Genomic DNA, 24,111 nt, shown 5'->3' with positions numbered 1-24,111 from the left:
CGGTAGTGATCGGGTGAACAATGATGAATGATTTACCGATCGAAGGTTTCGCGACCACCAACGAAAACTCGGCGATGGTGCTGCTGGTCGACGATCAGGCCATGATCGGCGAAGCGGTGCGGCGTGGCTTGGCCAATGAAGACAACATCGACTTCCACTTCTGTGCCGACCCGCACCAGGCGGTGGCCCAGGCCATGCGCATCAAGCCCACGGTCATTCTTCAAGACCTGATCATGCCTGGGCTGGACGGCTTGACCCTGGTGCGCGAGTACCGCAACAACCCGGTGACCCAGGACATCCCGATCATTGTCCTGTCGACCAAGGAAGACCCGCTGGTAAAGAGTGCGGCATTTGCCGCCGGGGCCAACGATTACCTGGTCAAGCTGCCTGACACCATCGAACTGGTGGCCCGCATTCGCTACCACTCGCGCTCCTACCTGACCCTGCTGCAGCGCGACGAGGCCTACCGTGCCCTGCGCGTCAGCCAGCAGCAGTTGCTTGATTCCAACCTGATGCTGCAGCGGCTGATGAACTCCGATGGCCTGACCGGGCTGTCCAACCGCCGTCACTTCGACGAATACCTGGAGCTGGAGTGGCGCCGGGCGATGCGTGAACAGCAGCAGTTGTCGTTGCTGATGATCGACGTGGATTACTTCAAAGTCTACAACGACAGCTTTGGCCATCTGGCCGGTGACGAGGCCTTGCGCCAGGTCGCCGAAGCCATCCGTAGCTCGTGCTCGCGGCCGACCGACCTGCCGGCGCGCTATGGCGGCGAAGAGTTTGCCCTGGTGCTGCCCAATACCTCGCCAGGCGGGGCGCGGCTGGTGGCCGAAAAACTGCGCCAGACCGTGCTGGGCCTTGGCATCCCCCATACTGCGCCGACGGCTGATACGTTCTTGACCGTGAGCATCGGCCTGGCCACCCAGACTCCGGCTATCGGCAGCCATTGCCGGCAGCTCATTTCGGCGGCCGATAAAGGTCTGTACCTGGCCAAGAACGGTGGGCGTAACCAGGTCGGCATCGCCTGAGCTCCTGGAGTCGGCGCGGCCTGTGTGGGAGCGCAGGTTGCCCTATCGACATACGACCGCCCGGCGGGTCTGCCGCCATGCTGCGGACTCGGTTATACTCGCGGGCTTTTCACCGAATTCGCACGAGTAGCCCGCCCATGGAAATCCAACCGATCCTGAACACCATCAAGGACCTCACCGAGCGTTCCCAGTCAATTCGGGGGTATCTTTGACTACGATCACAAGCATGACCGCCTGATCGAAGTCAACCGCGAGCTGGAAGACCCCAACGTCTGGAACAAGCCTGAGTACGCCCAGGCACTGGGCCGCGAGCGTGCCATGCTGGCCCAGGTCGTCGAGACCCTGGACAAGCTGTCCAACGGCCTGGGTGACTGCCAGGACCTGCTCGACATGGCCGTCGAAGAGAATGACGAAGGCGCCGTCGGCGACGTCGTGACCGAGCTGGAAAGCCTGGAAGAAAACCTGGCCCAGCTTGAGTTCCGTCGCATGTTCAGCGGCGAGATGGACATGAACAACGCCTACCTGGACATCCAGGCCGGTTCCGGTGGTACCGAAGCGCAGGACTGGGCCAACATCCTGCTGCGCATGTACCTGCGCTGGGCCGACAAGCGTGGTTTCGATGCCACCATCATCGAGCTTTCCGAAGGTGAAGTGGCCGGTATCAAAGGTGCAACCGTGCACATCAAGGGCGAATACGCCTTCGGCTGGCTGCGCACCGAAATCGGCGTGCACCGCCTGGTGCGCAAGAGCCCGTTCGACTCCGGTGCCCGTCGCCACACGTCGTTCTCGGCGGTGTTCGTATCGCCCGAGATCGACGACAAGGTCGAAATCGAGATCAACCCGTCCGACCTGCGCATCGACACCTACCGCTCCTCCGGTGCCGGTGGTCAGCACGTGAACACCACCGACTCGGCGGTCCGTATCACCCACGTACCGACCAATACCGTGGTGGCTTGCCAGAACGAACGCTCCCAGCACGCCAACAAGGACACCGCCATGAAAATGCTGCGGGCCAAGTTGTACGAACTGGAAATGCAGAAGCGCAATGCCGCCTCGCAGGCGCTGGAAGACAGCAAGTCGGACATCGGCTGGGGCCACCAGATCCGCTCTTACGTACTGGATGACTCGCGTATCAAGGACTTGCGTACCGGCGTCGAGCGTAGCGACTGCCAGAAGGTCCTCGATGGCGACCTTGACCAGTACCTGGAAGCGAGCCTCAAGCAGGGCCTGTAATTCGCACCCCCATGCCGCGCTACCTGGCCAGCCGCCGGTAGCGCGTGCCCTGCCCGGAACGGGCAACGAATACCTGATGGAAAGAATGACGACATGAGCGACCTCAAGACCGAATCGCAAGACCTGCAACAGGAAGAAAACGCCCTGATCGCCCTGCGCAAGGAAAAACTTGCCGCCGAGCGTGCCAAGGGCAATGCCTTCCCCAACGACTTCCGTCGCGACAGCTACTGCAACGACCTGCAGAAGCAATACGCGGACAAGACCAAGGAAGAGCTGGAAGCAGCCGCGATCCCGGTCAAGGTCGCCGGCCGCATCATGCTCAACCGTGGTTCGTTCATGGTTATCCAGGACATGACTGGCCGTATTCAGGTCTACGTCAACCGCAAGACCCTGCCGGAAGAAACCCTGGCCGCGGTCAAGACCTGGGACCTGGGCGACATCATCAGCGCCGAAGGCACCCTGGCCCGCTCCGGCAAAGGCGACCTGTACGTCGAAATGACCAACGTGCGCCTGCTGACCAAGTCGCTGCGCCCGCTGCCCGACAAGCACCACGGCCTGACCGACACCGAGCAGCGCTACCGCCAGCGCTACGTCGACCTGATGGTCAACGAAGAAACCCGCCACACCTTCCGTGTGCGTTCGCAGGTGATCTCGCACATCCGCAAGTTCCTCATCGAGCGTGACTTCCTCGAAGTCGAGACGCCGATGCTGCAGACCATCCCGGGCGGCGCCGCTGCGAAGCCGTTCGAAACCCACCACAATGCCCTGGACATGGCCATGTTCCTGCGTATCGCGCCGGAGCTGTACCTCAAGCGTCTGGTGGTCGGTGGTTTTGAGAAAGTGTTCGAGATCAACCGCAACTTCCGTAACGAAGGCGTTTCGACTCGTCATAACCCTGAATTCACCATGCTCGAGTTCTACCAGGCCTACGCCGACTACCGCGACAACATGGACCTCACCGAGGAACTGTTCCGCGAGCTGGCGCAACTGGTACTGGGCTCCACTGACGTACCGTACGGCGACAAGGTCTTCCACTTCGGCGAGCCGTTCGTACGCCTGTCGGTGTTCGACTCGATCCTCAAGTACAACCCGGAGCTGACCGCCGCCGACCTGCAGGACGTCGACCGCGCCCGCGAGATTGCCAGGAAGGCCGGCGCCAAGGTGCTGGGCCATGAAGGCCTGGGCAAGCTGCAGGTGATGATTTTCGAAGAGCTGGTCGAGCACAAGCTGGAACAGCCGCACTTCATTACCGAGTACCCGTTCGAAGTGTCGCCGCTGGCCCGTCGCAACGACGACAACCCGGCCGTTACCGACCGTTTCGAGCTGTTCATCGGTGGCCGCGAAATCGCCAACGCCTACTCCGAGCTCAACGATGCCGAAGATCAGGCCGAGCGCTTCCTGGCCCAGGTGGCCGAGAAGGACGCGGGTGACGATGAAGCCATGCACTATGACGCCGACTTCGTTCGTGCGCTGGAGTACGGCATGCCGCCGACCGCCGGTGAAGGCATCGGCATTGACCGCCTGGTGATGCTGCTGACCAACTCGCCGTCGATCCGCGACGTCATCCTGTTCCCGCACATGCGTCCGCAGGCCTGAGTGAGCTGAACGAGCCGCCTTTCGAGGCGGCTTTTTCTTGCCTGAAGCTTTATGTTGTCAGTGCTGGCCCCTTCGCGGGTAAACCCGCTCCTACAAAGGCCCCAGCAGGCCCTTGTAGGAGCGGGTTTACCCGCGAAGAGGCCAGCACTGACGAAACACTGCCCATGAGGTATCCCCCGTGACACCCGCCATGCCTGACCAAGGCGCCGCCGGCATCGCCACCGCCGTCGCCGAAAGCGTGCAATACCAAGGCCGCAAGACTGCCCGCCAAGGCAGCGAACAGCGTCGCCAGTTGATTCTCGATGCCGCCATGCGCATTGTCGTACGCGACGGCGTGCGCGGTGTGCGTCACCGGGCAGTGGCCGCCGAGGCCGGCGTGCCATTGTCGGCCACCACCTACTACTTCAAGGACATCGAGGACCTGCTCACCGATACCTTTGCCCAGTACGTCGAGCGCAGTGCGGCCTACATGGCCAAACTGTGGGCCAATACCGAGGTGGTGTTGCGCCAGTTGCTGGCACAGGGCGATGGCAGCCCGCAGGCACGGGCGCGGCTGGCTGACGACGTGGCGCGCATGACCGCCGATTACGTTCAGCGGCAACTGCTGAACCGCCGTGACTTCCTGATGGCCGAGCAGGCTTTCCGCCAGGAAGCATTGCTGTGCCCGCGACTGGCTGAGCTGGTGTGCGCTCATGAGCAGATCCTGCTGCACGGCACCCGGCAATTGCTGCAGGTCGTGGGTTCGCGGCAGCCGGAGCAGGATGCACAGATGTTGACGGCGATTATCGAGCAGTTGGAATATCAAGGCCTGCTCAAGGATGCGAATGCGCAAGCCGATGGGCAGATGCTCGCTATGCTTACCCGATACCTGCAGCTGGTGCTGGCATCGGCCTGAGCCGAGAACGACCTTTTCAAGGAGAACCTGATGAAAGCCTGGCGTGTGGTGTTGTTGACTTTGTCATTCCTGCTGCTGGGCGGTTGTCTGGTGACTTTCCATGAGCCCTTGCCCAGCAACCAGGCCGCGCCCAAGGCCCTGCTCGGCAAGTGGAGCAGCAAGGACGCCTGGGGGGAGCCGTTGAAACTGGTGATCAGCCGTAGCGGTGGCGACGCCTACAAGGCGGTGGCCACGGCCAAGGGCAAGGCCCCTGAAGAATACGTGTTCACCGTGTCACGCCACGGCAACCGCTGGTACTTGTCGGCCGGCGTGCCCAAGCGGCTGGGTGGCAATTTCCTGATTGGCGGCTTCGATATCGTCGATGGCAAGGAACTGGTGGTCTACAACCTGGATGTCGAGCAGGTACAGCAGGCGGTGGACAAGAAGGAACTGAGCGGTCGTAGTACCGAAGTGCCGGAGGACAACGGCGACGGCGTGCTGATCGACAGCCCGGCGGCGCGGGTGCTGGCCTACCTGGACGACCCGGCCAACTCCGACCTGTTCGTCGAAGTGGCGCGGTTCCAGCGCTCGGGCAAATGACCGTGTTGGCGTCTTCGCGGGCTTGCCCGCTCCCACAGGTATTTCACAGGTATCTGATCCTGTGGTGCCCCTGTGGGAGCGGGCTTGCCCGCGAAGAGGCCGGTACAGGTTTCGTGTACTAGAAAGGAGTTCCCGGTGGACGAATACCAGCAAACCATCCGCGCCCTGTCCGACCGCATCGTCGCGGCACAGACGCCGATCCGGGTCCTTGACGCGGTGAAGTGGGACGACAACATCCGCCAGGGCTTTCTCAAGGCCAAGGGCAAGGAGCCGCCGGCGGTTGATCGCGCCTACTACCAATCGCGCCCGCTGTCGTTCGACTCCAGCGCGGTCAAGGCCGAGTTCCAGGGCATCGAGCGCGACATCATTCGCCAGTTGGGCCAGTTCAACCCGGTCGGGCAGATCATGAAGCGCATGTGCCGCGAATACCGCATGGTGGTGCGCATGCTCGAAGCGCGCGGTACCGAGGACTTCGGCCTGATCTCCCAGGAGCTGTACGGCGCCGCCTCGGATGCCTTCCACGCCGGTGACCCGACCCTGGCCGACCTTGGCCTGATGCTGTCGGACTACCTGAACAACATCGATGGCCGTGGTGACCTCAAGGATGAGCCAAAGAATCTCACCGCCAAGGAGGCGGTGGAGATCCTCCAGCACCGGCTGAACAACGTGTTCGGCGAGGCCGAAGGGACCATTCGCGTGTTCGAGTCCGACGGTATCGTCGCCGACGCCGCAGCCGGTGCCGACTACATCAAGGTGCGTGCCGATGCCATGTTCAACGCCCGCGATGTGCGCGCCCTGGAGGTGCACGAAGGGTTGGTGCACGTCGGTACCACGCTCAATGGCCTGAACCAGCCGATCTGCACCTTCCTGGCCAAAGGCCCGCCCTCCTCGACGGTAACCCAGGAGGGCCTGGCGATTCTCATGGAGGTGATCGCCTTTGCCTCCTACCCCAGCCGCCTGCGCAAGCTCACCAACCGCACCCGTGCCATCCACATGGTCGAGGAGGGTGCAGACTTCATGCAGGTCTACGGTTTCTTCCGCGAGCAGGGCTTCGAGATGGCGCAGAGCTACAGCAACGCCAGCCGGGTGTTCCGCGGCTCGGTGCCCAACGGCCTGCCATTCACCAAGGACTTGTCCTACCTCAAGGGCTTCATCATGGTTTACAACTACATTCAGTTGGCCGTGAAGAAGGGCAAACTGGAACAGATCCCGTTGCTGTTCTGTGGCAAGACCACCCTGGAAGACATGCGCACCCTGCGCCAACTGGTCGAGGAAGGGTTGGTCGAGCCGCCCAAGTACCTGCCTGAACAGTTCCGCGACCTGAGTGCGCTGTCGGCCTGGATGTGCTTCTCCAACTTCCTCAACCACCTGAGCCTGGATCGCATTGAAGCCGACTACGCGAACATTCTCTGAGCACTGCCGCCTGCTCGTCCTCGGCCTGGTCCTGCTGAGCCTTGGCGGCTGCAGCAGCCTGTTGTTCTACCCCGAGCGTGGTCAGGCCTTCACCCCTGAGCGTGCCAAGCTGGAATACCGCGATGTCACGCTGACCACTGCTGATGGCATCCGCCTTCACGGTTGGTGGCTGCCAGCCAAGGCCGGGGTCGAGGTCAAGGGCACGGTGCTGCACCTTCACGGCAACGGCGGTAACCTGCCAGGGCACCTGGGGGGGAGCTACTGGCTGCCGGAGCAGGGCTACCAGGTGTTGATGATCGATTACCGCGGCTATGGCTTGTCTCAGGGCCAGCCGAGCCTGCCGGAGGTGTACCAGGACATTGCTGCAGCCATGGCCTGGCTGCAGCAGGCGCCCGAGGTCAAGGGCAAGCCGCTGGTACTGTTGGGGCAGAGCCTGGGCGGTGCCATGGCCATTCATTACCTGGCGGCCCACCCCGAGCAGCGTCAGCGCTTCAGCGCCCTGGTGTTCGATGGTGTGCCGGCCAGTTACCGCGCGGTGGGGCGCTTTGCGCTCAGCACCTCCTGGATGACCTGGCCACTGCAGGTTCCGCTGTCGTGGCTGGTGCCGGACGGCGACAGCGCGATCCGCTCTATCGAGCGATTGAGCAGCCCGCCCAAGTTGTTTTTCCACAGCATCGACGACAACCTGGTGCCGATGGACAATGGCATCCGCCTGTATCAGCACGCGCCACCACCGCGGGTGCTGCAACTGACCCGAGGGGGTCACGTGCAGACCTTCGCCGACCCTACCTGGCGCCAGGTGATGCTGCGGTTCCTCGATGACCCCAGCCATTTCAACGGCCTGCGGCGGCTTGCCGAAGTGCCCAATTTCCCTGACGAGAAGAACAAGCAATGAGTGAAGAACGCAACGCCATCCCGCTGATCCTGACCGGCGTCGGCAGCATCATCGTGACGGTAGGGGCTTTGTGGTATTACGGTTACCTGCATTTCGCCAAGCCCGAAGATGCCCTGCTGCTGCAGGACTTCACCATGCTCAAGACCATCCCCGGCGAGGACTACAAGGTATCGCTGGACCCGGCGCCGCAAGTGGCCCAGTGCGTCGACGGCGTGCTGGTGCTGTTCGACACCCAGCAGAAAGGCCTGACCGGCGTGCTGGTGGACAACCGCAAGCGTGCGGTGCGCTGCATGGGCGAAGAAACACCGCAGCAGGTGCAGTGAGCCATTATCCTTGCTGCCTGAACTCGCCTCTTCGCGGGCGTGCCCGCTCCCACAGGGTCGCGCAAAACTCGAAACTGGCGCCGTACCTGTGGGAGCGGGCGTGCCCGCGAAGAGGCCAGAACAGGCAAAAGAAAGCCCCGCGTCGATCGCGGGGCTTGTCCTTTCAGCTACCCAGCGTTAGCGCTGAACCTGGCTCACCGAGCGTGGTGCCACCGGCTGGTTGTCGTTGGAGATGGTCACCTCCACCCGACGGTTCTGCGCACGTCCCGAGTTGCTCGAGTTGTCCGCTACCGGGTACTCCTTGCCATAGCCCTGGGAAACGATACGCGCCGGATCTACCCCGGCACGTACCAGTGCCATGCGCACGCTATTGGCGCGGCGTTCGGACAGTGTCTGGTTGTAGTTGGCCGAGCCGACGCTGTCGGTGTAGCCCTCGACGATCACCTTGCGTTCCGGGTTTTCCTGAAGGAACTGGGCCAGCTTGGTGATGTTCGGGTAAGCACTGCTCTTGAGTTCGGCCTTGTTGAAGTCGAACAGCACGTCGCCGAAGGTCACCAGCGTTCCGCGGTCGGTCTGCTTGGCGTTGAGGCTGTCCTGCAGCTTGGCGATCTGCGCGTCGCGGGCATCCAGCTTGGCCTGGGCGCGCTGGGCCGAGGCGTTTTTCAGTTCAGCTTCGGCAGTACGCAGGGCAATGGTCTGCTTGGCCACTTCGACGCGCTGGTTGGTCAGGTAGGCCAGTTGGTCGACTTTCTTCTCGTCTTCACGGTCCATGTACGCCTTGTCGGCCTTGTTCAGCCAGTCCTGGGCGTCCTTGGTCTCCAGTGCCGCGACCTTGCTCGCTTGCGGGTCGCTCTGCAGCGAGGAGAAGTTGGTGCGGGCCGCTTCCAGATTGGCATTCGGATCGTGCGAGCAGGCAGCAAGACCGACGCTCAGGGCCAGCAGGGCGGGAATCATGACGTGTTTGCGCATAGTGTTCATCCTTTGATCGTGTGCGAAGGCTAAGGTTGGCGGGGCAGGGCTCACTGAACGCTGCGCAGGCCTTCCTCACGTACGTCCTGAACGCCCTGGCGGGCATCCTGCACGGCCTTCTGGGCTTTGGCTGCCTGGGCCTTGCGTTCGGCGAGGCGGGCATCCCACTCGGCCTGTTGGGCCAGGCGCTTGGCCTCGTCGTACTTCTTGTCGTGCATGGCGATTTCGGCTTGCTTGAACTTGTCCTGAGCCGCTTTCATTTCAACGGCAGCGAACTCGGTACCGCCAGCGCTGACGGCGGAGTTCACGGCGGACTGGGTGACGGCATACTGCTCGGTGGGCGGATTGCCCGCACAGCCGGCCAGGACCAGGCTACTGCCCAGCGCCAGCGCGGCCAGCTTGAACCCGCGCACATGAGTGGATGACAGTTTGCTAGTGCGGGTCTTCATGGTGGTCAGCTCCATTGGATCACTCCTGATAACGACGATGTCCGTAGCAGTCCATCGCTCAATCCCTGACAAAACCGCGCGCTTCAGCTCAACGGTGCACGAGGGCAGTGTGCAGGGTTTTAGCGTGATGGCTATTGGCTCCGACTCGAAGGTTTTTCGAATAGTTCAGAAAAAAGCGCCGTGATCGGATAACTATTTCTGACTGATCGGTCAGTGCGATTTGCCTGGAACTTTCCCAGGCTGGAGCGGTATTCCGGGCCTTGAGCAGGCCCGGAATGCTGGCGCGCAGGATTATTTGTCGCTGTCGACTGTCGCGTTGCTCAAGTTGTGCAGGTGCTGGCGGGACAGGGAGAGAAAGCGCGGCGTAGGACCAACGTCTTCGTACAACGGGTCGCCTTCTTCGTCGGTGGCGATGACCTGGCGGCCCTGCACATAGGGGAAGCTGGCCTCCAGTTCTTCAAGGGCGGCGGCGACCAGTTCGCCGAGCAGTTCTTCGGCGGTGCGCTTGGGGTACATGTCGATCAGCGCGGCCAGGCGCGCTTCGGACTCCAGGTCCAGGTGCAGGACATGACCGGTACGGCTGAGGGTGCCGGCGGCATTCTGTTCCCAGTGCTGGGCGAGTTCACGGATTTTCATGATGACCTCTGTTGACGCCTGGAAAGGCTGCACTGCATGGGAGTGCTGTGCTTTCACTTTAGTTTGGTTTGGCCGATCACGGCTTGCCATCGTCGCCCGGCTGTGGGCACTCTTGGGGGATACCGCTCGCTCCTGCACAGGGCGCGCTGAGGCTGATAGGGATGCAACGGAGAGAGCGCCAATGACCGATATCGATGTGCGTTTGCGTGAAGATGTCCATGTGTTGGGTGAACTGCTTGGCGAAACCATTCGCCAACAGCATGGCGATGCGTTCCTACAGAAAATCGAGGACATCCGCCACAGTGCCAAGGCCGACCGTCGCGGCCCGGGTGAGCAGCTGAGCTCGACCCTGGCGGACCTGGCCGAAGAAGACCTGCTGCCCGTAGCGAGGGCCTTCAACCAGTTCCTCAACCTGGCCAACATGGCCGAGCAGTACCAGTTGATCCGCCGCCGCGACGCCGACCAGCCCGAGCCATTCGAAGCGCAGGTACTGCCCGAGCTGCTGGGGCGCTTGAAGCAGGCCGGCCACAGCAACGATGCCCTGGCCCGGCAACTGGCCAAGCTCGATATCCAGCTGGTGCTCACCGCACACCCCACCGAAGTGGCCCGCCGCACGCTGATCCAGAAGTACGACGCGATCGCCGGTCAACTGGCCGCACAGGACCATCGTGACCTGACCCCGGCAGAACGCCAGCAAGTGCGCGAGCGCCTGCGCCGGCTGATCGCCGAGGCCTGGCACACCGAGGAAATCCGCCGTACCCGGCCTACGCCGGTAGACGAAGCCAAGTGGGGTTTCGCAGTGATCGAGCATTCACTGTGGCATGCCATCCCCAGCCACCTGCGCAAGGTCGACAAGGCCCTGCTGGAGGCCACTGGCCTGCGCCTGCCGCTGGAGGCCGCGCCGATCCGCTTTGCCTCGTGGATGGGTGGGGACCGTGATGGCAACCCCAATGTGACGGCTGCCGTCACCCGCGAAGTACTCCTGCTGGCGCGCTGGATGGCCGCCGACCTGTTCCTGCGCGACATTGATGCACTGGCCGCCGAGTTGTCCATGCAGCAGGCCAACGACGCCCTGCGCAAACAGGTTGGCGACAGCGCCGAACCCTACCGCGCAGTGCTCAAGCAACTGCGCGACCGCCTGCGTGCGACACGCGTATGGGCGCATTCGGCCTTGACCAGCAACCAACCGGCCGGTGCCGACGTGCTGGTGGACAACCGCGAGCTGATCGCGCCGCTGGAGCTGTGCTACCAGTCACTGCACGAATGCGGCATGGGCGTGATCGCCGAGGGGCCGCTGCTTGACTGCCTGCGTCGTGCGGTGACCTTCGGCCTGTTCCTGGGCCGCCTGGACGTACGCCAGGACGCTGCCCGCCACCGTGATGCGCTGACCGAGATTACCGATTACCTGGGCCTGGGGCGTTACGCCGACTGGGATGAGGAGCAGCGCATCGCGTTCCTCCAGGCCGAGCTGAAAAACCGCCGGCCCCTGCTGCCTGCGCATTTCAAGCCGCAAGCGGACACCGCCGAAGTGCTGGCGACCTGCAGGGAAGTGGCCGCTGCGCCGGCCGCCTCGCTGGGGTCTTACGTCATCTCCATGGCCGGTGCCGCCTCGGATGTACTGACGGTGCAACTGTTGCTCAAGGAAGCCGGCCTGACCCGCCCCATGCGCGTGGTGCCACTGTTCGAGACCCTGGCCGACCTCGACAACGCCGGCCCGGTCATGCAGCGCCTGCTTGGCCTGCCGGGCTACCGCGCGGGCCTGCGCGGCCCGCAGGAAGTGATGATCGGCTACTCCGATTCGGCCAAGGACGCCGGCACCACGGCTGCTGCCTGGGCGCAGTACCGGGCTCAGGAAAACCTGGTGCGCATCTGTGCCGAGCATCAGGTCGAGCTGCTGCTGTTCCACGGCCGAGGCGGTACGGTCGGGCGAGGCGGCGGCCCGGCCCATGCCGCGATCCTGTCGCAGCCACCGGGTTCGGTGGCGGGGCGTTTCCGCACCACCGAGCAGGGTGAAATGATCCGCTTCAAGTTCGGCTTGCCGGGCATTGCCGAGCAAAACCTCAACCTGTACCTGGCTGCCGTGCTTGAAGCCACGCTGTTGCCACCACCGCCCCCGCAGCCGGCCTGGCGTGAAGTGATGGACCAGTTGGCCGCCGATGGTGTCCAGGCCTACCGCAGCGTGGTACGGGAGAATCCCGATTTCGTCGAGTACTTCCGCCAGTCGACGCCAGAACAGGAACTGGGGCGCCTGCCGTTGGGCAGCCGCCCGGCAAAACGTCGCGCCGGGGGCATCGAAAGCCTGCGAGCCATCCCGTGGATCTTCGGCTGGACCCAGACCCGGCTGATGCTGCCGGCCTGGCTGGGCTGGGAAACGGCGCTGACCAATGCCTTGGCCCGAGGTCAGGGTGAGTTGCTGGCACAGATGCGCGAGCAATGGCCGTTCTTCCGCACCCGCATCGACATGCTGGAAATGGTGCTGGCCAAGGCCGATGCGCAAATTGCCGAGGCCTACGACGAACGTCTGGTGCAACCGCACCTGCGTCCTTTAGGTGCGCACCTGCGCGACCTATTGTCGCAGTCATGCCAGGTGGTGCTGGGCCTGACCGGGCAGCCGGTGCTACTGGCGCACAGCCCCGAGACACTGGAATTCATTAGCCTGCGCAATACCTATCTGGACCCGTTGCACCGCCTGCAGGCAGAGTTGCTGGCCCGCTCGCGCAGCCGCGAAGCCGCTCTGGACAGCCCGTTGGAGCAGGCCTTGCTGGTGACCGTGGCGGGTATTGCCGCCGGGCTGCGCAACACCGGCTAAGGGCAAGCCTGGGTCATGTCTGGCGCGTGCCATACAGGCCCGGCACTATGACGGGGAGGGTGGTTGCGCCTGGCGCAACCGCCTGCCCGGTCAGCCGCAAGTGGCGCATTCCTGCAACTTTGGGACGCTTGTCTGGCTGCCGGGCGCTGTGTATCTTGAGCAGCCTTCTGACCGATTTATGGTCATACCCGATTTTCCGGACTTGGCCCTGGTCGCCGAATCCATTGAATTTCATAAAAAAATTTGAGGAGCACGAGATGCGCGTAATTCTGCTGGGAGCTCCCGGGGCCGGTAAAGGTACTCAGGCAAAGTTCATCACCGAAAAGTTCGGTATTCCACAGATCTCCACCGGTGACATGCTGCGTGCCGCCGTCAAGGCTGGCACCCCGCTGGGCCTGGAGCTGAAGAAAGTCATGGATGCCGGCCAGCTGGTCTCCGACGAGTTGATCATCAGCCTGGTGAAGGAGCGCATCGCTCAGCCTGATTGCGCCAACGGCTGCCTGTTCGACGGCTTCCCACGCACCATCCCACAGGCCGAAGCCATGGTCGCTGCCGGTGTCGACATCGATGCCGTGGTCGAAATTGCCGTGGACGACGAAGAAATCGTCGGCCGCATGGCTGGCCGCCGCGTGCACCTGGCCTCGGGCCGTACCTACCACATTCAGTACAACCCGCCGAAAGTGGAAGGCAAGGACGACGAGACCGGTGAAGACCTGATCCAGCGTGACGACGACAAAGAAGAAACCGTTCGCCATCGCCTGTCGGTCTACCACAGCCAGACCAAGCCGCTGGTGGATTTCTACCAGAAGCTGTCGGCTGCCAATGGCGGCAAGCCGAAGTACAGCCACATCGAAGGTGTCGGCTCGGTTGAAGCCATCACCGCCAAGGTCCTGGCAGCCCTGAGCTGATCCGGCGCCTGAGGCACCTCGACAACGGCCCGCTTGCGGGCCGTTGTCGTTTGTAGGCCGCACAGCGCCCCCTCAGGACACAACGCCGCTGCTGCTCTATACTGCCGCTCTTTTTCATTCGCACCTGGATACCCGTTCGATGACCACCCTGCTGGCCCTGGATACCGCCACCGAAGCCTGTTCCGTCGCGCTGCTGCATGACGGCAAGGTGACCAGCCACTACGAGGTGATCCCGCGCATGCATGCCCAGAAGCTGCTGCCGATGATCAAGCAACTGCTGGCCGACTCTGGCGTGGCACTGAATGCGCTGGATGCCATTGCCTTTGGCCGTGGCCCGGGCGCGTTCACCGGCGTGCGTATTGCCATCGGTGTTGTGCAAGGCCTGGCCTTCGCCCTCGAACGCCCGGTGCTGCCGGTGTCCAACCTGGCCGCTTTGGCCCAGGGTGCATTGCGCGAGCAGGGCGTGCAGCAGGTGGCCGCTGCCATCGATGCGCGCATGGATGAAGTGTACTGGGGCTGCTACCAGGCCACGGCGGGCGAAATGTGCCTGGTCGGCCGTGAAGCCGTATTGCCGCCCGAGCAGGTGGCGCTGCCGGCAGGCAGCAATGGCGAGTGGTTCGGTGCCGGTACCGGGTGGGGCTATGCCGAGCGCCTGGCGGTACAGGTGGCGGCGAGCAACCCGGCTGCCTTGCCCAATGCTCTGGACATTCTCAGCCTGGCCACCTTTTCCTGGGCCCGTGGCGAGGCAATCGTCGCCGAGCAGGCGCAACCGGTTTATCTGCGCGATAATGTAGCCACGCCCAAGAAGCACTGAGTGCTGTTCGTCGGTTATCGCCGAACACGCTAAAACCTTTTGCGCGATCTGTGGTCCAGTTATCACTCAAGCATTAGCGACGGAACCCTGATGCTGCTAAATTGCCATCATTGGTCCTGAGTGCTCATGCCATGCGTATCGACGGTTTCTCATCGCAGTCCTACCCGCTCAAGCGCACCTCGCGCAAAGCAGCGGTGCGTGACGAGGCCATCGACGATGCCGAGGTGATCGAGGAGGCAGAGGCCGCACCGCAGGAAGCCACTGCCCGCCGCCCTGGTGGTGGCCTGCCAGCCCGCCAGCAGGACATGGTTTTCCCTCGCGCCCGTGACCGCCGCACCGCCACCGCACTGGCCAGCTACCTGAGCACTGCCGGCTTAACTGACTGGGACATGGAAGTACTGGGGCTCGACCTGTACATTTGATGGATGAATCCCTCACCACTGCCTTACTTTCTCGGTTGCCCGTCGTGGAGCGAAAACGCCTGGCGCGACTACCTGTACCCCGCTGACGCCAACGGTAATCAAATGCTTGGCTTCTACAGCCAGGTGTTCAACGCCGTCGAAGGCAACACCACTTTCTACGCACGTCCCGCTCCCGGCACCATTGCCCGCTGGGCGCAGGTCATGCCCGAGCACTTTCGCTTCACTGCCAAGTTTCCGCGGGATGTCAGCCATGAGGGCGACCTGCGTGACCAGCTTGAACCTGCCTTCGACTTCACTCGGCTGATGGCCCCGCTGGGCCAGCGCGTATCACCCTACTGGTTGCAGTTGCCGGCCCAGTTCGGCCCGGCGCGCCTTGGTGAGCTTTGTCACTTCCTCGATCAGATCGCTGTGCCCGTGGCTGTGGAAGTGCGCAACCAAGCCTTTTTTGCCAAGGGTGAGGAAGAACGTCTGCTCAATCGCCTGCTGCACGAACGCGGTGTGGAGCGCATCTGCCTCGACCCGCGTGCGCTGTTCAGTTGCACCTCGCGCGACCCTGCCGTGCTGCATGCGCAGTCGAAGAAGCCCAAGGTGCCTCCGCGGCCGGCAGCCTTCAGCCAGCACCCGCAGGTTCGCTTCATTGGCCATCCTGAACTGGAGGCCAATCACACCTTCCTTAGCCCTTGGGTAGAAAAAGTCGCCGCCTGGATCGAAGAAGGCCGCAATCCCTATATCTTCCTGCACACCTCGGACAATCGCCTGGCTGCGGCGCTGGCCCAGCGTTTCCATCAGCGCCTTATGGCACGCCTGCCGGGCCTGGCACCTTTGCCGGAATTGCCGCGCGCCCCTGAGGTCGAACAATTGGGGCTACTCTGACCTTTCCCTGACTGCCGGAGGTTGAACCATGGATGTGCAAACCCTGCGAGCTGAGGCCTTCAAGGCGTTACACGAGCGCGACGGCGCGTTCGTCATCCCCAACCCGTGGGATGCCGGCTCCGCCAAGTTGCTCGCCAGCCTGGGTTTCGAGGCGCTGGCTACCACCAGTGCAGGGCTGGCCTTCAGCCTGGGCCGGCCAGACGCCGAAGGCGCCTTGAGCCTGGACGATACACTGGACAATGCCGGCGAGATCGTCGATGCCACCGCGCTGCCGGTGGCCGCCGATCTGGAAAACGGTTTTGGCGACTTGCCCGAAGACTGTGCCCAGACCATTCTGCGTGCCGCCGAAATTGGCCTGGTGGGCGGCTCCATCGAAGATGCCAGTGGCCGCAGTGATGCGCCCATCTATGACTTCGGGTTGGCTGTGGAGCGCGTGCGCGCCGCTGTGCAGGCTGCGCGAAGCCTGCCATTCCCGTTCACCTTGTGCGCCCGGGCAGAAAACCTGCTGCACGGACGCATGGACCTCGACGACACCATCCTGCGCCTGCAAGCCTATGCCGAAGCCGGTGCCGACGTGCTCTACGCCCCCGGGCTGCGCACCGTGGAGGAAGTCCGTGCCGTGGTGCAGGCAGTCGCACCGCGTCCTGTGAATGTGCTGATGGGCATGGCGGGCGTGCCGCTGAGCGTCAACCAGTTGCAGGACCTGGGCGTGCGCCGCGTCAGTGTTGGCTCGTCGCTGGCCCGTGCTGCACTCGGGGCCTTCTACCGGGCGGCGCAGGAAATTCGCGATGAGGGCACGTTCGGCTACGGTGAGCAGGCAATGCCGTTTGCCCAGCTGAACGACCTGTTCCGCCGCTGATGAGGGCATTGCTGGCGCTACTGGCCGGCCTGCTGACGGTGGCTGGCCTGGCCTGGCACTTCGGCTGGCGCCTGCCTGCCACATGGAACCCCTGGGCGCCGCTGGACGTACGCCAGCCGCCCAACCTGCTGACCCCCTACAAACTGTCGCGCCTACGCGATGACCCAACGCTGTGCCGGCAGGCGCTGGAAACCAGCCACCTGCGTTATCGGGCACAAGCCGACAGCCCGGCGTCGGCCAACTGCCCGCTGCAGAACGTATGGCGCATCGAGGGCGGCCAGGCGCGGCTGAGCAGCAGCTTTCTGGCCAGTTGCCCGTTGGCGGTGGCCTATGCACTGTTCGAAAACCATGGCTTGCAGCCGGCGGCGCAGGAAGTGTTTGGGCAACCGGTGACGCAGGTCGATCACCTGGGCAGCTTTGCCTGCCGCAACGTCTACCACCGCAAGCAGGGCCGTTTGAGCCAGCACGCCACGGCCAATGCGCTGGACATCAGCGGTTTTCGCCTGAAGGACGGCCAGCGCATTATCCTGGCGCGTGACTGGCAGGCGGGCGGGCAGAAGGCGGAATTCTTGCGTCAGGTGCAGCAGGCCGCTTGCGATAGCTTCAGCACGGTACTGGGGCCGGATTACAACGCTGCGCACCGCAACCACTTTCACCTGGACATGGGGCGCTGGCAGATCTGTCGTTAGCCTCAGGCGTACGCGCGCACGTTGTTCAGCACCACTGGGCGCGCCCAGTGGATGTCGAACGCCAGGTCATTCTGCTGCTTGGCCAGGGTGGCGTCGTCGAACGGTTCCGGGGCCGGGTCCAGCAGGTTGCTTTCCAGCTCGGCGATGGGCAGGAACAGTGACCGTGGCGTGGGGCCAGGGCCGGGTTCGGCGATCGGCTGACCCTGGTTCATCACCACCGGGCGCAGCCAGCTGTTGTTGATGTCGAGCTGGCGCTGTTGCTCGATCAGTTCCATGGCGCTGAACGGCTCGGGGGCGGGCGGCAGCAGCTTGGCTTCAAGCTCGGCCTTGGGCAGAAACAACGGTTCGGGCGGCGCCACGATGGTGTCGTGCACCGGGCAGGCGCGCTGGGCGTCGATCAAGGCCAGTGCACGGGCGCCGCCGATGGGTTCGCCGCTGTCCTGGTCGTACTGCACGAACGACTGGCTGACGCCGTCTACGGGCTCTTCCTGCTGCTCGGCCATGGCCCGGGCAAAGAAGTCCTGCCACAGGTGGCTGACGCCCCCGAGTGCCTGGGTGTTGTGCTGACTGTAGTTGCCGACGGGCGACAAATAGGTCAAGCCGATGGGAAGAGTATCTGACATGGCAGTCGTGCGCGCTGTGCTCTGGCAGAATAGCGGGATATTGCCTGTATCGGCCGTGGCTGCCGATTCATTAAGGGCTTGGTTTGATTTTTCGGGTGTGAACGATGGAAGAGCAAGGCACGGGTATCAGGGTCGAGGCGATGACAGCTGAGTATGCGCAACAGGCCAGGGCGTGGGCTGAACGCCTGGGCCTGCCGCTGCAGGACGATACCGCTGCCTTCGCGGTGCAGGTGGGCGCCGATGGCTTGCAGATTCAGCAACTGGGCCCGCAGGCGCCTGGGCCGGTGCGTGTGGACTTTGTCGAAGGCCAGGCTGCGCATCGCCGCCAGTTTGGCGGTGGCAACGGGCAGATGATCGCCAAGGCCGTGGGCATTGCCCAAGGTATCCGGCCGCAGGTGCTGGATGCCACGGCGGGGCTGGGCAAGGACGCGTTCGTGCTGGCCAGCCTTGGCTGCCAGATGACCCTGATCGAGCGCCAGCCGCTGATTGCCGCGCTGCTGGAGGACGGCCTGGCGCGGGCCCGGGCGGATGAAGATGTGGGCCCGATTGTCGGGCGCATGCGCCTGCTGACCGGCAACGCCATCGAGCGCATGCGCGCCTGGGAAGGGGAGGCGCCGCAGGTGATCTACCTCGACCCGATGTTCCCGCACCGCGACAAGAGCGCCCTGGTGAAAAAGGAAATGCGTGTGTTCCGGCCTTTGGTGGGCGATGACCTGGATGCCCCGGCGCTGCTTGAAGCCGCCCTGGCGCTGGCCAGCCACCGGGTGGTGGTGAAGCGCCCGCGCAAGGCACCGATCATCGACGGGCCGAAGCCGAGCCACAGCCTGGAAGGCAAGTCGAGCCGGTATGACATTTATCCGAAGAAGGCGTTGAAAGCCTGACGTTTGTGTGGCCTGCCCAGGCTTCTTCGCGGGTAAGCTTGCGAAGAGGCCTGCAAAGATATCCAGATATCAGGGTTTGAATGCCCTCAAGAACACCCCCACCACCTCGCGCACATGCGCCTCGGCTTCATCGCCTTCCAGCGGCCCCGCACATCCCAGCAGCAACCGGTAATCCGGTGCCCCTTTGACCAGGCAGAAGAAGTGCTCCGCGGCGCGCAGCGGGTTGTCGATGCGCAGCAGCCCGCGCTCATGTGCCCCACGCAGTAGCGCTTCCATGCCTGCGAGCACGCGCTTGGGCCCGGCCTCGTAGAAGTACTCGCCAAAACTCGGGTCCAGGCTGCCCTGGGCCATGATCAGGCGGCTGAGCTTGATCGCTTCGTCACTGCTGATAAGCGCCTGGAAGTTGCGGGCAATCGTCAGCAGCACTTCTTCCACCGGTACCCCCTCGGGATACTCGAACAACAGGTCAGGCAACTGGATCTGGCAGGTGGCCATGACCGCCGAACAGAACAATGTCTGTTTGTCGGTGAAGTGGCTGTACACGGTGAGCTTTGAAACACCTGCCGCCGCAGCGACCGCATCCATGCTGGTGTTGGCGTAGCCAAGGCTGAGGAACAGGGCCTTGGCCGCTTCGAGGATCGCCTCGCGCTTGGCCAGGTCCTTTGGCCGGCCTGGGCCGATGGGTGCGTCGTTGAGCATTGTGGTCTGCATCTGGTTTAAGAATCCCCATCTTAACGGGTCAGCCGCGATACGGCTAAAACTAGCTCACATTTACCTGCGGCCTGCCAGCGTTCAGTTGATCGACAGGGTGGGCGTTCAGCCGCCGCTTGATCTCACAGGCGCCAGAGGGCTCCAGCCAGGTCGTCGAAAAACCAGCGCATACCCTTCCCGGCATCGTTGCGCTGATTTAATATACCAGCCAGTACAAATATTAAATGTGCACTCCGCGAAAGGATTCATCATGTTGCGCCATGCCTTGTCCATCGCTCTGCCCGCCGCCGCTGCCCTGCTTCTGGCGGCGTGTGGTCAGGAAGCCGCCCCACCCGCCGCGCCGCGCCCGGCGCTGGTGGTGCAGCCACAGCCTGCCGAAGCCGCTGCCGACAGTTACCCCGGCGAAGTACGCGCGCGCTTCGAGCCGGAGCTGGCCTTCCGCATTGGCGGCAAGGTCAGCAAGCGTCTGGTGGAGGAGGGGCAGCGGGTCAAGGCCGACCAGCCGCTGGCCGAACTGGACCCGCAGGACGTGCGCCTGCAACTTGAAGCCAACCGCGCCCAGCTGGCGGCTGCCGAGGCCAACCTGGCATTGGTGCGCGCCGAACGCGACCGCTACCAGAAGCTGCTGGAGCGGCAGATGGTCAGCCACTCCCAGTACGACAATGCCGAAAACCTCTACCGTGCAGGCCTTGCCCGTCTGAAGCAGGCCAAGGCCGAGTTCGAGGTGGCGGGCAACCAGGCCGAATATGCCGTATTGCGTGCGCCGCAGGCCGGGGTGATCGCCAAGCGCCAGGTTGAAGTGGGCCAGGTGGTCGCCGCCGGGCAGACCGTGTTTACCCTTGCCGCCGATGGCGAGCGAGAAGTGGCCATCGGCCTGCCGGAGCAGCAGTTTGCCCGCTTCGCTGTGGGCCAACCGGTGAGCGTGGAGCTGTGGTCGCACCCGCAGGCGCGTTTCCAGGGGCGCATTCGCGAGCTGTCACCGGCCGCCGACCCGCGCTCGCGCACGTTCGCGGCGCGCATCGCCTTCACCACGGCCGCCGTACCGGCCGAGCTGGGCCAGAGCGCCCGGGTGTTCATCGCCAAGGACGGGCTGATCCCGCTGGCGGTACCGCTGTCGGCAGTGACTGCGGAAAACGGTCAGGCCTATGTCTGGCGGGTGAACAAGGAAAGCCGCCTGGAGCGGGCGACCGTGCGCCTGGGGGCTTATGGCAGCGACAGTGTGCCGGTGCTCGAAGGCCTGGACCCGGGTGACTGGGTGGTCGCCGCTGGTGGCCATGTACTGCGCGAGGGCCAGGAGGTACGCCCCGTGGACCGCAGCAACCGTGTAGTGAACCTGACGGCCAAGGAGTAAGTCCCGATGGGTTTCAACCTTTCTGCCTGGGCGCTGCGCAACCGCCAGATCGTCCTGTTCCTGATGATCCTGCTGGCCGCCATTGGCGCCATGTCGTACACCAAGCTTGGCCAGAGCGAGGACCCGCCATTCACCTTCAAGGCCATGGTCATCCGCACCCTGTGGCCAGGCGCCAGCGCTGAAGAAGTGGCGCGGCAGGTGACCGAGCGCATCGAGAAGAAGCTGATGGAAACCGGTGAGTACGAGAGAATCGTCTCGTTCTCTCGCCCCGGCGAATCGCAGGTTACTTTCATGGCCCGCGACTCGCTGCACTCCAAGGACATCCCCGAGTTGTGGTACCAGATCCGCAAGAAGGTTGCGGACATTCGCCACACCTTGCCGCCGGAGATCCAGGGCCCGTTCTTCAACGACGAGTTCGGCACCACCTTCGGCAACATCTATGCGCTGACTGGCGAAGGCTTTGACTATGCGGTGCTCAAGGACTACGCCGACCGTATCCAGATCCAGCTGCAGCGGGTCAAGGATGTGGGCAAGGTCGAGCTGATCGGCCTGCAGGACGAGAAAGTCTGGATCGAGCTGTCCAACCTCAAGCTGGCCACCCTCGGCGTGCCGCTGGAAGCCGTGCAGCAGGCGTTGCAAGAGCAGAACGCGGTGAGCACCGCCGGTTTCTTCGAGACGCCCAGCGAGCGCTTGCAACTGCGCGTGAGCGGGCGTTTCGACAGTGTCGAGCAGATCCGCCAGTTCCCCATTCGCGTGGGTGATCGCACCTTCCGGATTGGTGATGTCGCCGAGGTGCACCGTGGCTTCAACGACCCACCTGCACCGCGCATGCGCTTCATGGGCGAGGATGCCATTGGCCTGGCGGTGTCGATGAAATACGGTGGCGACATCCTGGTACTGGGCAAGGCCCTGGAAGGCGAGTTCGAGCGCCTGACGCATAACCTGCCTGCCGGCATGGAGCTGCGCAAGGTTTCGGATCAACCGGCGGCGGTCAAGGCCGGCGTGGGCGAGTTCGTGCAGGTGCTGGTCGAGGCGTTGGTCATTGTGCTGCTGGTGAGCTTCTTCTCGCTGGGTCTGCGCACTGGCCTGGTGGTGGCGCTGGCCATTCCGCTGGTGTTGGCCATGACCTTTGCCGCCATGCACTACTTCGGCATCGGCCTGCACAAGATTTCCCTTGGCGCGCTGGTGCTGGCCCTGGGCTTGCTGGTGGACGACGCGATCATTGCCGTGGAGATGATGGCGATCAAGATGGAGCAGGGCTATGACCGCCTCAAGGCAGCCAGCTATGCCTGGACGAGTACGGCCTTCCCGATGCTCACCGGGACGCTGATCACGGCAGCAGGCTTTCTGCCGATTGCCACCGCGGCCTCCAGCACGGGCGAATACACCCGGTCCATCTTCCAGGTGGTCACCATCGCTTTGCTGACCTCTTGGGTGGCGGCTGTGGTGTTCGTGCCTTATCTGGGCGAGCGCCTGCTACCCGACCTGGCCAAGCTGCATGCGGCGCGTCATGGCAAGGACGGCCATGCACCAGACCCATACGCCACCCCGTTCTACCAGCGCGTGCGACGGCTGGTGGAGTGGTGCGTACGGCGGCGCAAGACGGTAATCCTGCTGACCATCGCTGCCTTTGTCGGCAGCATCCTGCTGTTCCGCTTCGTACCCCAGCAGTTCTTCCCGGCTTCCGGGCGCCCGGAGCTGATGGTTGACCTGAAGCTGGCCGAAGGCGCCTCGCTGGCCAATACCGCCGAGCGGGTCAAGCAGTTGGAGGCGCTGCTCAAGCAGCAGGACGGTATCGACAACTACGTGGCCTATGTGGGCACCGGTTCGCCGCGCTTCTACCTGCCGCTGGACCAGCAACTGCCGGCAGCCAGCTTTGCCCAGTTCGTGGTGCTGGCCAAGTCGATGGAAGACCGCGAGCGCCTGCGCAGTTGGCTGATCAGCACTGTGGACCAGCAGTTCCCCGACCTGCGCGCCCGGGTCACGCGCCTGGAAAACGGCCCGCCTGTGGGCTACCCGGTGCAGTTCCGGGTCACTGGCGAGCATATCGAGAAGGCCCGTGCACTGGCCCGTGAAGTGGCGGACAAGGTGCGCGAGAACCCGCATGTGGTGAATGTGCACCTGGACTGGGAGGAACCCAGCAAGGCGGTGTTCCTCGAAATCGACCAGGACCGCGCCCGTGCGCTGGGCGTGAGCACTTCGCACCTGGCGAGCTTCCTGCAAAGTTCGCTGATCGGCACCACGGTCAGCCAGTACCGCGAGGACAACGAACTGATCGAGATCCTGCTGCGCGGCACCCTCCAGGAGCGCAGCGAGCTGGCCAACCTGGGTAGCCTGGCGTTGCCCACCGACAATGGCCAGAGCGTGGCGCTGTCGCAGGTGGCGACCCTGGAGTACGGCTTTGAAGAAGGCATTATCTGGCACCGCAACCGCTTGCCGACGGTGACCGTGCGAGCCGATATCTACGACCAGGAGCAGCCGGCGACGCTGGTGAAGCAGATTCTGCCGACCCTGCAGGAAATTCGCGCCAAGCTGCCCGATGGCTACCTGCTGGAGGTGGGCGGCACGGTGGAGGACTCCGAACGGGGGCAGAAATCGGTGAATGCCGGCATGCCACTGTTCATCGTGGTAGTCCTGAGCTTGCTGATGATCCAGCTGCGCAGTTTCTCGCGCACGGTGATGGTGTTCCTCACCGCGCCGCTGGGGTTGATTGGTGTGACCCTGTTCCTGCTGGTGTTCCGCCAGCCGTTCGGCTTTGTCGCCATGCTTGGCACCATTGCCCTGGCGGGGATGATCATGCGCAACTCGGTGATCCTGGTGGACCAGATCGAGCAGGACATCGCAGCGGGGATGGAGCGCTGGCAGGCGATCATCGAGGCTACGGTGCGGCGCTTCCGGCCGATCGTGCTGACCGCGCTGGCGGCGGTGCTGGCCATGATCCCGTTGTCGCGTAGTGTGTTCTATGGACCGATGGCGGTGGCGATCATGGGTGGGCTGATCGTGGCCACGGTGCTTACACTGCTGTTCCTGCCGGCGTTGTATGCGGCGTGGTTCAGGGTGAAGAAGGGCTGAAGACCGCAGGGGGAGGGCTTGGCCCTCCCTTCGCGGGTGAACCCGCTCCTACAGAGGACCGCGCAGGCTTTTCGATCATTGTA

23 protein-coding genes are annotated in these 24,111 nt (G+C 63.6%); 18 read left to right on the top strand and 5 right to left on the bottom strand.

Annotated elements, in window-relative coordinates; translation table 11 throughout:
- Window positions 1–23 precede the first annotated feature (23 nt).
- The 8 genes from wspR to ACI7M0_RS20985 all read left to right on the top strand — a co-directional run bounded on the left by wspR (window position 24) and on the right by ACI7M0_RS20985 (window position 7,962).
- Window positions 24–1,028, top strand: a complete 1,005-nt coding sequence (gene wspR, locus ACI7M0_RS21020) for a Wsp signal transduction system regulator diguanylate cyclase WspR (RefSeq protein WP_029615556.1) — start codon at window positions 24–26, stop codon at window positions 1,026–1,028.
- Between the two features lie 137 nt (window positions 1,029–1,165).
- Window positions 1,166–2,261, top strand: a protein-coding gene (gene prfB, locus ACI7M0_RS21015) for a peptide chain release factor 2 (RefSeq protein ID WP_061405587.1) whose coding sequence is annotated in 2 segments (ribosomal slippage) — window positions 1,166–1,237 and window positions 1,239–2,261 — 1,095 coding nt in all. Because the reading frame shifts where the segments join, the coding sequence is not laid out codon by codon here.
- A 93-nt stretch (window positions 2,262–2,354) separates the two neighbouring features.
- Window positions 2,355–3,857, top strand: a complete 1,503-nt coding sequence (gene lysS / locus ACI7M0_RS21010; RefSeq protein WP_010952588.1) for a lysine--tRNA ligase — start codon at window positions 2,355–2,357, stop codon at window positions 3,855–3,857.
- 190 nt (window positions 3,858–4,047) lie between these two features.
- The gene (locus tag ACI7M0_RS21005; protein WP_129932548.1) at window positions 4,048–4,752 is read left to right on the top strand and encodes a TetR/AcrR family transcriptional regulator; all 705 of its coding nucleotides are present in this window, start codon (window positions 4,048–4,050) and stop codon (window positions 4,750–4,752) included.
- A gap of 30 nt (window positions 4,753–4,782) precedes the next feature.
- Window positions 4,783–5,331: a hypothetical protein gene (locus tag ACI7M0_RS21000; protein WP_014592169.1), complete on the top strand. Its 549-nt coding sequence runs from the start codon at window positions 4,783–4,785 to the stop codon at window positions 5,329–5,331.
- Between the two features lie 135 nt (window positions 5,332–5,466).
- Window positions 5,467–6,744 carry a flavohemoglobin expression-modulating QEGLA motif protein gene (locus ACI7M0_RS20995; RefSeq protein WP_003252215.1) on the top strand — a complete coding sequence of 426 codons (1,278 nt, stop codon included), beginning with the start codon at window positions 5,467–5,469 and terminating at the stop codon, window positions 6,742–6,744.
- Entirely contained in the window at window positions 6,716–7,639 is a 924-nt protein-coding gene (locus ACI7M0_RS20990; RefSeq protein ID WP_020190166.1) for an alpha/beta hydrolase, read from the top strand. Before ACI7M0_RS20995 ends, ACI7M0_RS20990 begins: the two co-directional genes overlap by 29 nt.
- Window positions 7,636–7,962: a hypothetical protein gene (locus ACI7M0_RS20985; RefSeq protein WP_003252219.1), complete on the top strand. Its 327-nt coding sequence runs from the start codon at window positions 7,636–7,638 to the stop codon at window positions 7,960–7,962. The genes ACI7M0_RS20990 and ACI7M0_RS20985 overlap by 4 nt, the downstream gene beginning before the upstream one ends.
- 177 nt (window positions 7,963–8,139) lie before the next feature.
- Here ACI7M0_RS20985 and ACI7M0_RS20980 read toward each other — a convergent pair whose 3' ends face one another.
- The 3 genes from ACI7M0_RS20980 to ACI7M0_RS20970 all read right to left on the bottom strand — a co-directional run bounded on the left by ACI7M0_RS20980 (window position 8,140) and on the right by ACI7M0_RS20970 (window position 10,016).
- A complete protein-coding gene (locus ACI7M0_RS20980; protein ID WP_020190165.1) occupies window positions 8,140–8,931 on the bottom strand; it encodes an OmpA family protein in 792 nt (263 codons plus the stop codon).
- 50 nt (window positions 8,932–8,981) lie between these two features.
- The gene (locus ACI7M0_RS20975; RefSeq protein ID WP_020190164.1) at window positions 8,982–9,395 is read right to left on the bottom strand and encodes a DUF4398 domain-containing protein; all 414 of its coding nucleotides are present in this window, start codon (window positions 9,393–9,395) and stop codon (window positions 8,982–8,984) included.
- Window positions 9,396–9,671: 276 nt separating this feature from the next.
- The gene (locus ACI7M0_RS20970) at window positions 9,672–10,016 is read right to left on the bottom strand and encodes a hypothetical protein (RefSeq protein ID WP_021785939.1); all 345 of its coding nucleotides are present in this window, start codon (window positions 10,014–10,016) and stop codon (window positions 9,672–9,674) included.
- Between the two features lie 181 nt (window positions 10,017–10,197).
- On the opposite strand from ACI7M0_RS20970, the gene ppc reads away from it, so the two are divergent.
- The 7 genes from ppc to ACI7M0_RS20935 all read left to right on the top strand — a co-directional run bounded on the left by ppc (window position 10,198) and on the right by ACI7M0_RS20935 (window position 17,390).
- A complete protein-coding gene (gene ppc, locus ACI7M0_RS20965; protein ID WP_129932549.1) occupies window positions 10,198–12,825 on the top strand; it encodes a phosphoenolpyruvate carboxylase in 2,628 nt (875 codons plus the stop codon).
- A 257-nt stretch (window positions 12,826–13,082) separates the two neighbouring features.
- Window positions 13,083–13,733: an adenylate kinase gene (gene adk / locus ACI7M0_RS20960; protein ID WP_004575467.1), complete on the top strand. Its 651-nt coding sequence runs from the start codon at window positions 13,083–13,085 to the stop codon at window positions 13,731–13,733.
- Between the two features lie 139 nt (window positions 13,734–13,872).
- Window positions 13,873–14,547 carry a tRNA (adenosine(37)-N6)-threonylcarbamoyltransferase complex dimerization subunit type 1 TsaB gene (gene tsaB / locus ACI7M0_RS20955; RefSeq protein ID WP_129932550.1) on the top strand — a complete coding sequence of 225 codons (675 nt, stop codon included), beginning with the start codon at window positions 13,873–13,875 and terminating at the stop codon, window positions 14,545–14,547.
- Between the two features lie 131 nt (window positions 14,548–14,678).
- On the top strand, window positions 14,679–14,969 hold the full coding sequence (locus tag ACI7M0_RS20950) for a hypothetical protein (RefSeq protein ID WP_129932551.1): 291 nt from the start codon (window positions 14,679–14,681) through the stop codon (window positions 14,967–14,969).
- Between the two features lie 3 nt (window positions 14,970–14,972).
- Window positions 14,973–15,842, top strand: a complete 870-nt coding sequence (locus ACI7M0_RS20945; RefSeq protein WP_129932552.1) for a DUF72 domain-containing protein — start codon at window positions 14,973–14,975, stop codon at window positions 15,840–15,842.
- A gap of 28 nt (window positions 15,843–15,870) precedes the next feature.
- Entirely contained in the window at window positions 15,871–16,701 is an 831-nt protein-coding gene (locus ACI7M0_RS20940; protein WP_014592159.1) for an oxaloacetate decarboxylase, read from the top strand.
- Window positions 16,701–17,390, top strand: coding sequence for an extensin family protein (locus ACI7M0_RS20935; RefSeq protein WP_129932553.1), 690 nt, complete (start codon window positions 16,701–16,703; stop codon window positions 17,388–17,390). The genes ACI7M0_RS20940 and ACI7M0_RS20935 overlap by 1 nt, the downstream gene beginning before the upstream one ends.
- A 2-nt stretch (window positions 17,391–17,392) precedes the next feature.
- Here ACI7M0_RS20935 and ACI7M0_RS20930 read toward each other — a convergent pair whose 3' ends face one another.
- Window positions 17,393–18,013 carry a hypothetical protein gene (locus ACI7M0_RS20930; protein WP_010952603.1) on the bottom strand — a complete coding sequence of 207 codons (621 nt, stop codon included), beginning with the start codon at window positions 18,011–18,013 and terminating at the stop codon, window positions 17,393–17,395.
- A gap of 104 nt (window positions 18,014–18,117) precedes the next feature.
- On the opposite strand from ACI7M0_RS20930, the gene ACI7M0_RS20925 reads away from it, so the two are divergent.
- Complete coding sequence (locus ACI7M0_RS20925) at window positions 18,118–18,894, top strand: class I SAM-dependent methyltransferase (RefSeq protein WP_129932554.1); 777 nt, start codon at window positions 18,118–18,120, stop codon at window positions 18,892–18,894.
- A 69-nt stretch (window positions 18,895–18,963) separates the two neighbouring features.
- On the opposite strand, the gene ACI7M0_RS20920 is transcribed toward ACI7M0_RS20925, so the two are convergent.
- Complete coding sequence (locus ACI7M0_RS20920) at window positions 18,964–19,605, bottom strand: TetR/AcrR family transcriptional regulator (protein WP_064491434.1); 642 nt, start codon at window positions 19,603–19,605, stop codon at window positions 18,964–18,966.
- 250 nt (window positions 19,606–19,855) lie between these two features.
- Here ACI7M0_RS20920 and ACI7M0_RS20915 point away from each other — a divergent pair, with 250 nt between their 5' ends.
- Together ACI7M0_RS20915 and ACI7M0_RS20910 are read left to right on the top strand one after the other, a co-directional pair.
- Entirely contained in the window at window positions 19,856–20,956 is a 1,101-nt protein-coding gene (locus ACI7M0_RS20915) for an efflux RND transporter periplasmic adaptor subunit (protein ID WP_129932555.1), read from the top strand.
- A gap of 6 nt (window positions 20,957–20,962) precedes the next feature.
- The gene (locus ACI7M0_RS20910; protein ID WP_129932556.1) at window positions 20,963–24,028 is read left to right on the top strand and encodes an efflux RND transporter permease subunit; all 3,066 of its coding nucleotides are present in this window, start codon (window positions 20,963–20,965) and stop codon (window positions 24,026–24,028) included.
- Window positions 24,029–24,111: the final 83 nt, after the last annotated feature.

This window comes from Pseudomonas sp. 10(2024) (assembly GCF_045164175.1).
Classification (GTDB): Bacteria; Pseudomonadota; Gammaproteobacteria; order Pseudomonadales; family Pseudomonadaceae; genus Aquipseudomonas; species Aquipseudomonas alloputida.
The sequence above is the reverse complement of the archived record's forward strand: the minus strand, read 5'-3'. Positions and strand labels throughout refer to the sequence as shown.

What these genes read in the sequence shown, in the direction of transcription:
- ACI7M0_RS20940 (WP_014592159.1), top strand. Translation starts at nt 15,871, where the DNA reads ATGGATGTGCAAACCCTGCGAGCTGAGGCCTTCAAGGCGTTACACGAG.
- ACI7M0_RS20935 (WP_129932553.1), top strand. Translation starts at nt 16,701, where the DNA reads ATGAGGGCATTGCTGGCGCTACTGGCCGGCCTGCTGACGGTGGCTGGC.
- adk (WP_004575467.1), top strand. Translation starts at nt 13,083, where the DNA reads ATGCGCGTAATTCTGCTGGGAGCTCCCGGGGCCGGTAAAGGTACTCAG.
- ppc (WP_129932549.1), top strand. Translation starts at nt 10,198, where the DNA reads ATGACCGATATCGATGTGCGTTTGCGTGAAGATGTCCATGTGTTGGGT.
- ACI7M0_RS20920 (WP_064491434.1), bottom strand. Translation starts at nt 19,605, where the DNA reads ATGCAGACCACAATGCTCAACGACGCACCCATCGGCCCAGGCCGGCCA.
- ACI7M0_RS20945 (WP_129932552.1), top strand. Translation starts at nt 14,973, where the DNA reads ATGAATCCCTCACCACTGCCTTACTTTCTCGGTTGCCCGTCGTGGAGC.
- lysS (WP_010952588.1), top strand. Translation starts at nt 2,355, where the DNA reads ATGAGCGACCTCAAGACCGAATCGCAAGACCTGCAACAGGAAGAAAAC.
- ACI7M0_RS20930 (WP_010952603.1), bottom strand. Translation starts at nt 18,013, where the DNA reads ATGTCAGATACTCTTCCCATCGGCTTGACCTATTTGTCGCCCGTCGGC.
- ACI7M0_RS20915 (WP_129932555.1), top strand. Translation starts at nt 19,856, where the DNA reads ATGTTGCGCCATGCCTTGTCCATCGCTCTGCCCGCCGCCGCTGCCCTG.
- ACI7M0_RS20910 (WP_129932556.1), top strand. Translation starts at nt 20,963, where the DNA reads ATGGGTTTCAACCTTTCTGCCTGGGCGCTGCGCAACCGCCAGATCGTC.
- ACI7M0_RS21000 (WP_014592169.1), top strand. Translation starts at nt 4,783, where the DNA reads ATGAAAGCCTGGCGTGTGGTGTTGTTGACTTTGTCATTCCTGCTGCTG.
- ACI7M0_RS20950 (WP_129932551.1), top strand. Translation starts at nt 14,679, where the DNA reads ATGCGTATCGACGGTTTCTCATCGCAGTCCTACCCGCTCAAGCGCACC.
- wspR (WP_029615556.1), top strand. Translation starts at nt 24, where the DNA reads ATGAATGATTTACCGATCGAAGGTTTCGCGACCACCAACGAAAACTCG.
- ACI7M0_RS20970 (WP_021785939.1), bottom strand. Translation starts at nt 10,016, where the DNA reads ATGAAAATCCGTGAACTCGCCCAGCACTGGGAACAGAATGCCGCCGGC.
- ACI7M0_RS20980 (WP_020190165.1), bottom strand. Translation starts at nt 8,931, where the DNA reads ATGCGCAAACACGTCATGATTCCCGCCCTGCTGGCCCTGAGCGTCGGT.
- ACI7M0_RS21005 (WP_129932548.1), top strand. Translation starts at nt 4,048, where the DNA reads ATGCCTGACCAAGGCGCCGCCGGCATCGCCACCGCCGTCGCCGAAAGC.
- ACI7M0_RS20925 (WP_129932554.1), top strand. Translation starts at nt 18,118, where the DNA reads ATGGAAGAGCAAGGCACGGGTATCAGGGTCGAGGCGATGACAGCTGAG.
- tsaB (WP_129932550.1), top strand. Translation starts at nt 13,873, where the DNA reads ATGACCACCCTGCTGGCCCTGGATACCGCCACCGAAGCCTGTTCCGTC.
- ACI7M0_RS20985 (WP_003252219.1), top strand. Translation starts at nt 7,636, where the DNA reads ATGAGTGAAGAACGCAACGCCATCCCGCTGATCCTGACCGGCGTCGGC.
- ACI7M0_RS20975 (WP_020190164.1), bottom strand. Translation starts at nt 9,395, where the DNA reads ATGGAGCTGACCACCATGAAGACCCGCACTAGCAAACTGTCATCCACT.